This window comes from Colwellia sp. 75C3 (genome assembly GCF_002836255.1).
GTDB lineage: Bacteria > Pseudomonadota > Gammaproteobacteria > Enterobacterales > Alteromonadaceae > Colwellia.
Map to the genome: position 1 here is coordinate 32,369 of NZ_PJAU01000061.1, position 12,998 is coordinate 45,366.

The following is a 12,998-nucleotide window of genomic DNA, read 5'->3' on the forward strand; positions in this document are numbered from 1 at the left end:
GGGCGTTGTATTTTTATCAAAGTAAGGATGCGTATTATGAATAAAGCGATAAGAGCGTCAGATACACCCTATATTATGGATGTAGTAGCAGGAAAGAATTACTTTTGGTGCGCTTGCGGTAAAAGTAAAAAACAACCGCTTTGTGATGGTTCTCATAGTGGAACTGATTTTACCCCGCTAATATACAAAGCAACAGAGTCTAAAAAAGTCTTCTTTTGTGGTTGCAAGCAATCGTCAAAGCAGCCAATTTGCGATGGTAGTCATAACAAGTAAAGTCTATCAAAAGTAGTTGGCTTGTTTCGTTGCTTAACGGCTAGCCAATCACTTTTTTACACAGGTCATGAGACGTAGCAACAACAAATAATGGGAGTATTAATGAATATTGAGGTTTTACAAAATCCAGATCAAGAACTAACCGACTATCTAGATAAAAAAATAGCTGACTTTAACTGGGCCAATTGGGAAGTCAGTGAACGTACACCTTTGGCCGTTCAAATTAAAAATGAACAAGGGGAAGTTGTTGCAGGAGCAGCAGGTCGTACTTTTGGTGACTGGTTATTAATAAATACCTTGTGGGTTAGTGACGAACTCCGCGGTCAAAATATTGGTAGTAAAATTTTAAAAGAAATTGAGTTTGCTGCAAAACAAAGAGGTTGTTCAAAGTGCCTTTTAGATACACTTAATTTTCAAGCCATGCCTTTCTATGAAAAACATGGTTATAAAACCCAATGGATTCAAGAAAATTATCCTAAGACAGGTTGTAAGTACTTTATGCTCAAAGAACTTTGATATAAAAGCATTATTTAATATAGATAAACAGCCACAATTTCACCTCAAACACTTCGTTAAACTTCAAGCGTTAACCGAATGCATTTACTTTTTAAAAGTAATTTTAGTGCAAAAGAATATGAGGAAATAAGGGGTAAGGTATTTTTCAAACAATTCCTACTCAAGTGAACGTTATGCGTAATGGGAAAGAGATGGAAATTAGAAGCATAAGTTCGGATGAAGCGCTACCCATAAGACATGAGGTATTGTGGCCAAATAAGCCATTACAGTTTTGTAAGGTTGATGGTGATGAAACCGCAAAACATTATGGTGCTTATTTGAATGATGAATTAGTCAGTGTTGCCTCTATTTATATGGACGGTCGTGTTGCTAGACTAAGAAAATTTGCCACAGTAGTGGTGTTTCAAGGACGTGGAATCGGGTCAAAATTAATTACCCACATTTTGAATGAACTGGTGAACAACGGTGCCGAATCTTTTTGGTGTGATGCACGAGCAACAGCTGTTGGTTTTTATAAACAGTTTGGTATGGAAAGTCAGGGTACTGAATTTATAAAATCAGAGGTTTCATATTTTAAAATGGATGTTAGTCTTATACCCGTTACTATTTAATATGCAGGTTGTAGAGTGATTTTAATTCCCACTGCAATCACGCACTTTGCATTGTAACGAGTATATATCCTCGAAAAAACAATGGAGATCAACATGTTACTCATCGGTGCTTTTTTATTACTTTTTATTGGCTTTGTTCATTCATATCTGGGTGAAAAGTACATTCTGATACGTCTATTTAAGCGTGATAATTTACCTAAGTTACTCGGCAGTGATTGGTTTACAAAGCGAGTGCTTAGGTTCGCTTGGCATCTAACCACTATAGCTTGGTGGGGCTTTGCGGCAATATTATATTTTTTATCGCAGCCTAATGAGAATATTCGTGCAGATATTTTGCTGACTATTACCGTAGTTTTTGCAATAAGCGGCGTAGTTTCATTGCTGTTTTCGCGTGGCAAGCATTTGTCATGGTTATTCTTTTTCGGTATTGCTAGCACAAGCTTTTTTGGCGTAATATACGGTTAGTAAAACATTCAAACGGATAAGGTACTGTGACTGTACTTTTTCCATCATCAATTTTAGTAAAAATTATCTTGCCCTTAACCAAGGGCCTTATCTTTTTTGGAGTATTTTTAAGTGAAGAGTATTGATCTATTTGTAAAGAACTGGGGAACTAAAGATGCCATGGCCCCGATAGATATCGACGATATTGTCGAACTTGAAAAAAAATTCAATGCTTTTTTACCAGACTCCTATAAATATTTAATCTCTACCTATGGCTTGGTTCATACCCCAAACGTTTTAACCAAAATCTGTGATTTAAATGTCGGGATTTCTGAGGTACAAGATTTTTTAAGCTTAGACGATGTATTTTCACTATCAAAGTTATATGAAATGAGTGGTATGCCAAAAGGGCACGTATTATTTGCCTCTGATTGTAAGGGCAACATGTTCTGTTTCAAACTTTCTGATTGTGAAAATAAGCAAGTAGATGCACCCGTATGGTTTTATAATCATGGTCTATGCACGGTTAATAAAGTTTCCGACTCTTTTAGCGACTGGCTAGAGCAGTTCAATGAACTTGAAGAAGAATAGGGGCTAGCTTGAGCAATTCAACTATTGAAGCTGAAATAAGCTTCCGATTCCTTAGCTTAGATAAGTTTCAGGCCTATTCGTTAGTGCGAGAAATTTTAGGCGCTACCCATAAAGAAGAGGCAGAAAGTAATCGCTATATTGCTTCTGTTCCCTTAACAAAACAAAACCTTGAAGACATCAATGATTACTACGTGCGCCAAAGGGTTGAGGTTGAAGCATGTGATATATTTGTTTCAGTCAACACTGAAGCAACTACTTGCAGCATCGCTGTTCCTGCCATAGTTAATCGTATGCTCAAATATATTGACTGTAAGTTAACCTTTTCTTATACGGTAATATAAATACTTAACGATTTAATACGGCAATAGTGCTAGATGACCTCGTGAAATTTGGCTATATAGAGTATGCTAGCGGCCATTAAATTTTTTGTTGTTATTTATGTCTATTAAAGTAAAAAACTTACCTGTTAACGAAATTACCTGTTCAAACTGTGAAGCCTGTTGTTGTAGTTTAGAAGTGATGCTTCTGACTGATACCGGCGTCCCTGATAGGCATGTTTATGTTGATCAACATGGTAAAGAAACTATGTTGCGCTTTGACGACGGTTGGTGCTCAGCATTAGACCGAGATACCCTAATGTGTTCTATTTATGATAATAGACCTTGGGTTTGTCGAATCTTTGAGATGGGCTCTAATGAATGCATAGAAGAACGAATAGAGAAGATGTAATGTCTTCTCCTATGATCGTCTGCATTGGGTGAATTTCATTATCAAATTCGGTACTGTCCACATTGCTTTCCTGATCCACAACATTTTCGATATGAATAAATGCCAAACTGAGTAATGCTATTCTATTTACTCAGTATATTTCACTGTACAATAGTCTTTAATCCGGATGCATTTTTGCATCGTCAGCTAATCCTATAAGAGCCAAGTAACCTTATGAATCCATATACAGATATTGCCGATTTAATTGCCACACTAGAAGCAGAAATCAAAACACTTAACGAGACAATTCATACGTTAAAGCAAGAGCCTCAGGGGTTTAATGAACAGATAATCTTTAAATATATAGATACCGCTAGTACAGGTAAAACAAAGGATTACGTTAGATCATTAGGCGTAAAATCGGAACGTGGTTCACTATTTTCATCAGGCGATGTGAGCAAGTTAATCAAAAGTGGTGCTGAAGATATATCTCCAGAGTTACTCGCTATAGCACGTGATGTTGTCAGCATGAAAAAGAAAAAACGTTAAATCTAAAATAGAAACCAGATGAAAACTATTAACTCAAATTTAGGTAGGCTTAGCTCTATGAATAAACGTTTTACTTCCGTGATTTCAATACTGCTTTTTACTGTATTAAGCGTAAATGTATCACAAGCACAGGCGAAATCAGATAACTTTTCAGCGAAACAATTAACACAAGTAGCAAGCATAAAACAGCAGGCACTCGAAAGCGACTTAGCTTGGGATTTGGTTGAATCATTAACAACGGAAGTTGGGCCTAGAATGCCTGGTACTCCAGGAGACAAAGCCGCAGTTTCATGGGCCGTAGCTCAATTCGAAGCCATGGGTTTTGATAAAGTTTGGACCGAGCCTGCTACTTTTCCAAAATGGATTCGTTATTCTGAATCTGCCGCTATTATTAGCCCAGCACCACAAGCTATGCATATAACAGCGTTGGGAAATAGTATAAGTACGCCTAAAGAAGGTATACAAGCACAAATCATTGAGTTTAATGACTTAGCCGAATTAGAAAGCTCTCCTGAAAATTCAGCGAAAGGAAAAATAGTTTTTATAAACTATCGTATGGACCGACATCGCGATGGTAATGGTTACGGACCCGCTGTTCAGGCGCGTAGCCGTGGCGCTGTTGTTGCTGCACAAAAAGGTGCGGTCGGTTATGTGATGCGCTCAGTAAGTACTGCTTATCATCGTTTTGCACATACCGGTGGCAGTCACTATAAAGAAGGTGTCACTAAGATAGTTTCGACGGCTATTTCCAATGCAGATGCAGATCAATTGCATCGTTTAGTTGCTTTAGGAAAACCAGTAACTATTAATATTAACGTGCAAGCAAAATCAATGGGTGAGGGCACGTCTTACAATGTAATTGCTGAATTTACGGGTAGTGAATTTCCTGAGCAACACGTACTTATTGGTGGACATTTAGATTCATGGGATTTAGGTACGGGTGCATTAGATGATGGCGCAGGTGTTGCTCTTACAATGGCTGCGGCTAAAATAGCTACCGCTTACGGTAAACCAAAACGTAGTATTCGCGTAGTATTATTCGCTGCAGAAGAGTTTGGTTTATGGGGTGCTAAAGCTTATGTTAAAGCAAACGAAAATAGCTTATCAAATATTGTTGCCGCAGCAGAGTCTGACTTTGGTGCTGATAAAATTTGGGCCTTTGACTCTAATGTTCATGCCAGTTCATTACCTTTGGTAGCTGAAATTTCAGCGATGATGGAATCATTGAATGTTAAGTACCTTGAGAAAAACGCAGCACGTAGTGGTCCTGATCTTATTCCCTTTCGTCCGTTTAACATTCCAGCGTTTGCTTTATCGCAAGATGGTACAGACTATTTTGATTACCATCACACAGCCGATGATACGTTAGATAAAATAGACCCTGCTAAATTACGACAAAATGTTGCAGCCTATGCGGTATTTGCTTTCATGGCAGCTAACGCTAACACACGTATACTTGGTAAATAGATTATCTTCCTATAGATAACTCTTTTTGAGTTGAAAGATCAAAAAAGCACTGGGTAATTACTCAGTGTTTTTTTTTGTTTGTTGGTACTGAAAAAAAGTATAGAATCAAATGCATAAGGTTTTTCGTTTGAGGAGTCGTAGTGCATTGTCTTAATTTAATTGAGTATCGAGAAACGTTAAAGAAAGCATTTTATTTACATGATAAGCGGGACTTAACTATTGATTGTGTACTAGAAGGTACTATGTGTCATGTCATCACTGATTGTCTCGATTCACCGGCAGTGTTTTTAATTAAAAATGGACCTTTTCATATTCTCGGTGGAGATCCTCAACATCCCAATGCAGCTAAAATTGTTGCATCTATTACTTGTGGTTCAAGCATTATTTCTACCCCTATAAAGTGGATTAGCCTGGTAGAAGAGCATTTAGCGCTTAGCTTAGAAAAATACAGTAGATATTCGTTAGATCATAAGAATATTTCTACAGCACACCTTAACGAAATAATAAGGTCTAATGCTGGCATCCATAAGATACAAAAGATCGATGTAAACTTAGCAAATAAAATTTACCTCGATTCAAATTTCAAATACCATTTTCAAAATTTCACCTCTGATTCAGACTTCTTAAACCGTGGGGTAGGTTATGCGGTAATGGCAGAAGAGCAAATAATTGCTGTCGCTTCTTCCGCTTTAGTTTGCGATAGAGGTTTTGAGATTAATATTATGATTTTACCAAAATATCGAGGTTACTCCTTAGGAAAATTACTCGCTGCCAATTTGGTAAATGAAATCTTAAGGCTAAAAAAAGTACCACATTGGGATGCGGCCAATGAAATATCACTTAATTTAGCAACTCAGTTAGGTTATGATTTCATTGAAAAACATCAAGCTTACAGAGTCAATAGGATATAAGTACCCGCTTAGCGGATAATCATTAACAAACTCTCTTACAACAATACTGTCATGTTTTAGGATTTCAACGTGACACACAATAACAAGGCCGTTACTGTGGCCGTAGGTATTAAATGGAAATTATATTAATTAGACATGGAAAGCCAGCATCAGCAAATAACCCAAAGGTTGGTGCTGCACAATATGCCAAATGGATCAGACGATACAATGCATCGAATGTTTCAATTGATAGTCGTCCTAAGGTTATAAACGATCACTATAAATCTTTTTATTCGCTATCAAGTGATTTAAATAGGGCGATACACTCAGCTAATATCTACTCAGGAAAGCATCCTGAAGAAGTCGATAAACTTTATCGAGAAATGGAAATACAGATACCCGTTCCACTTGAACATGTAGGATTCAGCTGGAATTATAAACGCCTTTAGGCAAGGCATTGATTAAAGAGAATGGTTTTTCCCTTGTCGAGATCGATAACATAGCATAAAGCGTTTATAAACCAGCCCTTCGGGGAAAACTGAGCAAACCATACTCGTCGTTACATTTGTTTTTAAGGGAACAACCCTTAACAAAAAAATGTGCCTTGATTATGATTCGCTCAGCTTTCCTGAAACTAGCATCTTCAAGTGGAGCGGGTATTAATATAAGTTTCCATGGCAATTAAAAACCTGGCATTGGGTTTTTGTATCAAGAATTTTGTGGATGCTTGGCTATAAAGGTTCATTTGAAACGTTTAAACAAGCTAAGCATCGAGCAGAGTTAGCGGCTGTTAAGTTGATTGAAATAGCAGAAAAGCAAGAACAACTAGTCCTATTTGGTCATGGTTATATGAATAGATATATTAGAAAGTCATTAATTGACCAAGGCTGGGTATTAACCTGCAAAAGCAATGCGTATTGGGGAGTCACTCGTCTTGAAAGTAAATAAGGCATTTAAGAGTAAACAATGAAGTTGAGTTTCTGTAGTTCAATGCAGGGTATCACTAGACTAGGAGTTTTCATTGATTTTAGGTTATAAAATTAGTTCAGACATTGAAGACATGGATTTGTCCACAATCCATGGTTATTTATCTCAATCTTATTGGGCTAAGAACATACCACTGAAGACCATGGAAATAGCGATTAATCATTCGTTATGCTTTGGTGTATTTACCAATTCAGGCAATCAAATCGCTTTTGCACGTATGATCACCGATTCGGCGACTTTTGCCTATCTGTCTGACGTTTTTGTCCTGGAAGAGCACAGGGGGAAAGGGATCAGTAAGTGGCTAATGCAAGAGATCCTAGCTCATCCTCAATTACAAGGGATTCGACGTATGGCACTAGCGACTAGTGATGCTCATGGACTTTATCAGCAGTTCGGTTTTAAGGTTTTAGGCTCTCCGGCTTCTTTTATGGAATTACATCAACCGGATGTATATCTGTAAAAGTACTTAAGTCCCCTTAAAGGCGAAACTTGTCACACTTGTGCGGTACCACAGCGTTTTATCTGTTATTCTACCGCCTTTTACATTGCTAGATTAGGTCTTAAAAGTATATGAAGCGCACGTTATTTCCAACACTCATCGGTGTTTTTTCCAGTTTATTTGCCATTTGGTCTCTGCATACCTTTTTAATCGTTGATGATTGCTTAGATCAGGGAGGCTCTTTTGATTATGCTACGGCAAAGTGTTTACTTGAAAATGGTCAGGTTCATGATTCTAGCCTAGCTAGCATGGCGATAGTTCTCTACTTTGTTGTAGGTTTCGGCGTTTCTTTTACCGTTTCAACCATTATTAGAAAATTGTTTAACATTAAAAGATAACGACTTTTACATCGGTTAAAAGTCTGTGCAGTTTATTCCACATAGTAAAGCCGCTAGATAGTTTTCTCTGAGAGTTACTTGGAAGTTATGTCATTCTCTCTATTAATATACCAATTCCGTTAAATTATTGACCACTTGTACTGGCTAAAATTCTCCATGACGGCGTTGCTTTCAATCCCAATAGCCAGCTATTGGTCAATCAAGCGCCTTGCCCTGAAATATTTTTACTTCGTACAACAAGATCAGAAACTTATCGGAATTGGTATTACTCGGCGTTCAAATGGACTATTAAAGAGGTAATCAACGTGAATGCGGATGTTAAAGAAAAATTTTCTAGCTACCCAGCCGACATAGCGACGGTATTACATCAAATACGTGATTTAATTTTAAGTGTCGCAAAACAAGAAGGCATTGATGAGTTAGAAGAAACGTTAAAATGGGGTGAGCCAAGTTATATTGCTACGATGGGCAGTACCATTCGCTTTGATTACAAAGTAAAAAATCCAGGGCAAGTTTGGCTTTATTTTAATTGTAAAACGACATTAATCGAAACCTTTAAAGAAGTTTATCGAGACACTTTCAACTATTCCGGTAATCGCGCTATTATCCTAGACATTGATCAAAAGTTACCCACAAAAGAACTTTCACATTGTCTTTCTATGGCGCTACGCTACAAAAAGATTAAGCATCTTGACTTACTTGGTGCATAACATACGCATTGCTGGCAGTGTCATCAGACAAAATTAAGGAATAAATTCATGAAATTAGTTGTTGGTACGGATTCGACATGGTCTTTAAGAGCTTGGATGTGTTTTCAAATTACGGGCATAGATATAAACGTAAAAGTGATTGATTTAATAGAAGAAGGGTATAAAACTGAACTTTTAAAATACTCGCCTACTGGTTTGGTACCGGCCTTAATTAACGATTCATGCGTTATTCATGACTCGTTGGCTATTGCAGAATACGTTAATGAAATTTCAAAAGGACAACTTTACCCAGTAGATACTGAGCAAAGAGCTGTCGCAAGAAGTTTATGTGCAGAGCTACATACAGGCTTTTTTCAACTACGTAATAATTGTCCTTTTACTTTGGACAAAGTAACAACACCGTTAAATAGTGATGAAAAAATAATGTTAGAGATTAGCAGAGTGGAGGCTATTTTCTCCCAAGCTAAGTTGCCCTTTATGTATGATTCGGCCGGTGTCGTAGATACATTTTATGCCGTACTCGCTTTTCGTCTTAATACTTATGGCATTAAGTTTGAAGGCAGTGCAGGGCGTTACCAAGAAAGCTTACTAAGCTGGGATATTCTAGAAAATGCCATCATACAAGCAATGTCATGGAGAAATAAATAATAAGCCGATGTAGAGTAGCATTGATAAACCCAGTCTTAGATGAATTCTGGAAAGGATTCAACGCTTTTGTTAACGGTACGTGTCAATAAGGGCTGGGTAACATACGGTGATATTTTTATTGCGAAGTTTTACAAAATATAATCAAGCCTTGTCGGGTCTACTTAGTTAGACACTATTATTTACTCTAGGAATTTCCCTTGCTACGCAGCTTTTCTATTCAGGCCATTATATTTCTTGTCGCGTTTCAACTGCTTTCTTTTTTACGAGAGACGAGTATGTTATCGACTAATACTCCGTTGACTGAGATAGCCAAAGCAACGCAAGCTGTTGTTATCGATGAAGTACCTACTTTAATGGGAGAAACCATTTCATTAAATGCTCAAGGTAAAACAACCATTTTGTATTTCTTTGCGCCTTGGTGTCAGGTCTGTCATGCCAGTATAGGTAATTTACAAGCGCTGTTTCAAAAAAATGAACAGCTTGATGTTATTGCCGTTGCCATGGACTTTACCAGCAGCGAAGAGGTGATGAGATTTACTAGCCAACATCAGCTAACCTTTCCTATTGCTTTAGGTAATGAGGCGATTAAACAAACTTTTGAAATCAGCGGATATCCCAGTTATTACGTTTTAAATGAAGAAAATGTGATTATTGGTAAATCTATGGGATATTCTTCAGAGTTAGGCCTTTATTTACGGTCATTATAAAAAACTTTTAGTTCGATCTGTATAGTGATCTGCCAGTTGTTTGTGTACACTGTATTCTTCAATTATTCATTGGCACTATGCTAAGTAGATAGGCCAAACAAGCAAAGAAATAATTATTATGCAAATTACTGACAATTTTGACAGCGGTAACATCCGCGTTATTGATGCAACTGATGCAAGCAATATTCAACTAGAAATAAAGAAAGATAACGAATCTGATTTTTACCAATGGTTTCACTTTAAACTGCAAACTGACTTAAACGCCAATGGCGAGCGTCAAGAGCACGTTATGCATTTAAACAATGCAGGTAAAGCTGCCTACCTTGAAGGCTGGGAAGATTACCAAGCGGTTGCTTCTTATGATCGTGAACATTGGTTCCGTGTTCCTACACAATATGATGGTGAAAAACTGACTATCACGTTAACGCCAGAATACGATTCAGTTTATTTTGCTTACTTTGCACCATACAGCTATGAGCGTCATCAAGACTTAGTTCATAACGCACAAATGCACCTTGATTGTCAGGTTCAGGTTTTAGGCCAAACACTTGACGGTCGTGATATGACCTTATTAAAAATTGGTGAAGAGGGTGAGGGCAAGCGTAAAGTTTGGATCACTGCTCGTCAACATCCAGGTGAATCGATGGCTGAATGGTTTGTCGAAGGTATGTTAGATCGTTTACTTGATGAAGATGACGGCGTTGCCCGTGCTTTATTAAACAAAACGGTTTTTTATGTTGTGCCTAATATGAACCCTGATGGCAGTGTTCGTGGTCATCTACGTACCAATGCTTGCGGTGCTAACTTAAACCGTGAATGGTTAGAGCCAACCATGGAACGTAGCCCGGAAGTTTTCCTTGTTCGTGAACAAATGTTAGCTATTGGCGTTGATATGTTTCTTGACGTTCACGGCGATGAAGCATTACCCGTGAACTTTGTTGCCGGTTGTGAAGGTGTTGTTAATTACGATGCTAAACATAAAGCATTAGAAGACAAGTTTAAAGAAATCATGATCGCTATCACGCCTGAGTTCCAAGATGAACGCGGCTACGATAAAGATGAACCAGGTAAGGCTAACCCTACGGTTGGTACTAACTGGGTTGGTAATCAATTTAAGTGTTTAGCTTATACTATTGAAATGCCATTTAAAGATAATGACTTACTACCTGATTACAGTGTAGGTTGGTCTGATGAGCGAAGTAGCTTACTAGGCCGTGACTTTTTAACGGGTGTTTACCATATGGTAGATGACTTACGTAAATAAGTGACAAACGATTAAAGTAATAGGCGAATTTCTGAGAAATTCGCCTTTTCTTTATCTAATACCAAACGAATTAATAAAGTGATTCATTAATCCGTTTGCTATTAAGGCAAATATAATGGCTTGGGAGTCTAGCCATTATATTTAGTCAGTAAAAGATAAGAATAGATCGAATAAAAAATAATGAATAACATTATTCAATAAAATAATAACAATCAGAGGAGTTAACCGTGCAAGATTTAGTCAATACGATCAACGGTATCATTTGGAGCCCAGCGCTTATTTATTTGTGTTTAGGCGCAGGTTTATTTTTCACTGTCTTAACACGTGGTGTGCAAGTACGTCATTTTACTGAAATGTGGCGTTTACTACTGTCAGGTAAAAGTTCAGAGAAAGGTTTATCATCATTCCAATCTCTTTCTGTTTCATTATCTGGTCGTGTCGGTACAGGTAATATCGCGGGTGTTGCAACGGCTATCGGTTTTGGTGGTCCAGGTGCAGTATTTTGGATGTGGGTTGTTGCCTTCTTTGGTGCAGCTACGGCTTACATTGAATCAACTAACGCGCAAATTTATAAAGAAGAAGACGATGGTTTCTACCGTGGTGGTCCAGCTTATTACATAGAAAAAGCCATGGGACAAAAATGGTATGCATGGATATTTGCCATCGCAACGATTATAGCCTGTGGTTTAATGCTGCCTATGGTGCAATCTAATGGTATTGGTGAAGCGATTACTATGGTCTTTGGCCAGGGTGATACTATTGAAACTGCGCTTGGTACATTAAGTATGGTTAAAGTGTATACCGCCACCGGTATTGTATTGTTGTTAGGTTTCATCATCTTTGGTGGTGTTAAACGTATTGCAAACTTTACTCAAGTCGTTGTTCCTTTTATGGCGCTTGCTTACATTTTAGTCTCATTGGTTATTATTGGTTTAAGTATCGATAGATTACCTGAAGTATTTATGATGATTATCAACGATGCCTTTAGCCCTATGGCAGGTGTTGGTGCTGCTATTGGTTGGGGTGTTAAACGTGGTGTTTACTCAAACGAAGCGGGTCAAGGTACAGGTCCACACGCTGCCGCTGCTGCAGAAGTTGAACATCCGGCGCAACAAGGTTTAGTACAAGCATTCTCAGTGTACATAGATACATTATTTGTTTGTTCTGCTACCGCGTTTATGATTTTAATTACCGGTGCATATAACGTGCATGGCGCTGGCGAAGTATTCTTGATTCAAAACGTTGCTGCTGATGTTGCTGCTAATAGCCCAGCTTATACACAACTTGCTGTTGAAAGTGTCTTTAGTGGCGTAGGTAAACCTTTTGTCGCGATTGCTTTATTCTTCTTTGCCTTTACTACCATTTTGGCTTACTACTTTATTGCTGAAAACAATGTCTATTACATCCGTCGTACTTTAAAAATCCCAGCGTTAAACTTAGCGTTAAAAATAATGTTAATCAGTGCTACTTTTTACGGTACGGTTAAAGCGGCTGATTTAGCATGGGGTATGGGCGATATTGGCGTTGGTATGATGGCATGGCTTAACATCATCGGTATTATCATTATCTTCTTTATGTCTAAACCAGCTATTAAAGCGCTTAAAGATTATGAAGCGCAACAGAAAGCAGGTGTGAAAAAATTCACCTTCGATCCTAAAACTTTAGGTATAGAAAATGCTGATTTCTGGGAAGAGCGTTATGCTAAAGAAAACCCTGAAGTGAACAATGAAGTAAATAGTGAAGAGAATAAAGGTAAAGAAGGTTAATTAACCTTGGTTACCTTAACGTAAACTAAA

At 37.8% G+C, this 12,998-nt stretch carries 19 protein-coding genes; all 19 read left to right on the forward strand.

Annotated features, from left to right (window positions below):
* The first annotated feature begins 36 nt into the window (after positions 1-36).
* The 19 genes from CXF85_RS21290 to CXF85_RS21385 all read left to right on the forward strand — a co-directional run bounded on the left by CXF85_RS21290 (position 37) and on the right by CXF85_RS21385 (position 12,968).
* The gene (locus CXF85_RS21290; RefSeq protein WP_101230663.1) at positions 37-273 is read left to right on the forward strand and encodes a CDGSH iron-sulfur domain-containing protein; all 237 of its coding nucleotides are present in this window, start codon (positions 37-39) and stop codon (positions 271-273) included.
* A gap of 102 nt (positions 274-375) precedes the next feature.
* On the forward strand, positions 376-789 hold the full coding sequence (locus CXF85_RS21295; protein WP_101230664.1) for a GNAT family N-acetyltransferase: 414 nt from the start codon (positions 376-378) through the stop codon (positions 787-789).
* A 191-nt stretch (positions 790-980) separates the two neighbouring features.
* Positions 981-1,400 carry a GNAT family N-acetyltransferase gene (locus CXF85_RS21300; RefSeq protein ID WP_101230665.1) on the forward strand — a complete coding sequence of 140 codons (420 nt, stop codon included), beginning with the start codon at positions 981-983 and terminating at the stop codon, positions 1,398-1,400.
* Positions 1,401-1,493: 93 nt separating this feature from the next.
* Positions 1,494-1,865, forward strand: a complete 372-nt coding sequence (locus tag CXF85_RS21305) for a hypothetical protein (RefSeq protein WP_101230666.1) — start codon at positions 1,494-1,496, stop codon at positions 1,863-1,865.
* Positions 1,866-1,976: 111 nt separating this feature from the next.
* The gene (locus tag CXF85_RS21310; protein ID WP_101230667.1) at positions 1,977-2,435 is read left to right on the forward strand and encodes an SMI1/KNR4 family protein; all 459 of its coding nucleotides are present in this window, start codon (positions 1,977-1,979) and stop codon (positions 2,433-2,435) included.
* Positions 2,436-2,443: 8 nt separating this feature from the next.
* Positions 2,444-2,776 carry a hypothetical protein gene (locus tag CXF85_RS21315; protein ID WP_101230668.1) on the forward strand — a complete coding sequence of 111 codons (333 nt, stop codon included), beginning with the start codon at positions 2,444-2,446 and terminating at the stop codon, positions 2,774-2,776.
* 97 nt (positions 2,777-2,873) lie between these two features.
* On the forward strand, positions 2,874-3,164 hold the full coding sequence (locus CXF85_RS21320; RefSeq protein WP_101230669.1) for a YkgJ family cysteine cluster protein: 291 nt from the start codon (positions 2,874-2,876) through the stop codon (positions 3,162-3,164).
* Between the two features lie 213 nt (positions 3,165-3,377).
* The gene (locus CXF85_RS21325) at positions 3,378-3,692 is read left to right on the forward strand and encodes a hypothetical protein (protein WP_101230670.1); all 315 of its coding nucleotides are present in this window, start codon (positions 3,378-3,380) and stop codon (positions 3,690-3,692) included.
* A 57-nt stretch (positions 3,693-3,749) separates the two neighbouring features.
* Entirely contained in the window at positions 3,750-5,159 is a 1,410-nt protein-coding gene (locus tag CXF85_RS21330; RefSeq protein ID WP_101230927.1) for a M28 family peptidase, read from the forward strand.
* A gap of 140 nt (positions 5,160-5,299) precedes the next feature.
* Complete coding sequence (locus CXF85_RS21335) at positions 5,300-6,070, forward strand: GNAT family N-acetyltransferase (protein WP_101230671.1); 771 nt, start codon at positions 5,300-5,302, stop codon at positions 6,068-6,070.
* 113 nt (positions 6,071-6,183) lie between these two features.
* On the forward strand, positions 6,184-6,498 hold the full coding sequence (locus tag CXF85_RS21340) for a hypothetical protein (RefSeq protein WP_101230672.1): 315 nt from the start codon (positions 6,184-6,186) through the stop codon (positions 6,496-6,498).
* A gap of 274 nt (positions 6,499-6,772) precedes the next feature.
* Positions 6,773-6,997: a hypothetical protein gene (locus tag CXF85_RS21350; protein WP_101230673.1), complete on the forward strand. Its 225-nt coding sequence runs from the start codon at positions 6,773-6,775 to the stop codon at positions 6,995-6,997.
* A gap of 112 nt (positions 6,998-7,109) precedes the next feature.
* The gene (locus CXF85_RS21355) at positions 7,110-7,496 is read left to right on the forward strand and encodes a GNAT family N-acetyltransferase (protein ID WP_442871886.1); all 387 of its coding nucleotides are present in this window, start codon (positions 7,110-7,112) and stop codon (positions 7,494-7,496) included.
* A gap of 110 nt (positions 7,497-7,606) precedes the next feature.
* A complete protein-coding gene (locus tag CXF85_RS21360; protein WP_101230675.1) occupies positions 7,607-7,873 on the forward strand; it encodes a hypothetical protein in 267 nt (88 codons plus the stop codon).
* Between the two features lie 305 nt (positions 7,874-8,178).
* A complete protein-coding gene (locus CXF85_RS21365; RefSeq protein ID WP_101230676.1) occupies positions 8,179-8,583 on the forward strand; it encodes a DUF1801 domain-containing protein in 405 nt (134 codons plus the stop codon).
* Positions 8,584-8,631: 48 nt separating this feature from the next.
* Complete coding sequence (locus CXF85_RS21370) at positions 8,632-9,231, forward strand: glutathione S-transferase N-terminal domain-containing protein (RefSeq protein WP_101230677.1); 600 nt, start codon at positions 8,632-8,634, stop codon at positions 9,229-9,231.
* A 197-nt stretch (positions 9,232-9,428) separates the two neighbouring features.
* Positions 9,429-9,938 carry a TlpA family protein disulfide reductase gene (locus CXF85_RS21375; RefSeq protein ID WP_101230678.1) on the forward strand — a complete coding sequence of 170 codons (510 nt, stop codon included), beginning with the start codon at positions 9,429-9,431 and terminating at the stop codon, positions 9,936-9,938.
* 118 nt (positions 9,939-10,056) lie between these two features.
* Positions 10,057-11,202 (forward strand): M14 family metallopeptidase, encoded by a 1,146-nt coding sequence (locus CXF85_RS21380; RefSeq protein ID WP_101230679.1) that lies wholly within the window; start codon positions 10,057-10,059, stop codon positions 11,200-11,202.
* A 227-nt stretch (positions 11,203-11,429) separates the two neighbouring features.
* Positions 11,430-12,968 carry an alanine/glycine:cation symporter family protein gene (locus CXF85_RS21385; protein ID WP_101230680.1) on the forward strand — a complete coding sequence of 513 codons (1,539 nt, stop codon included), beginning with the start codon at positions 11,430-11,432 and terminating at the stop codon, positions 12,966-12,968.
* The last annotated feature ends 30 nt before the right edge of the window (positions 12,969-12,998 follow it).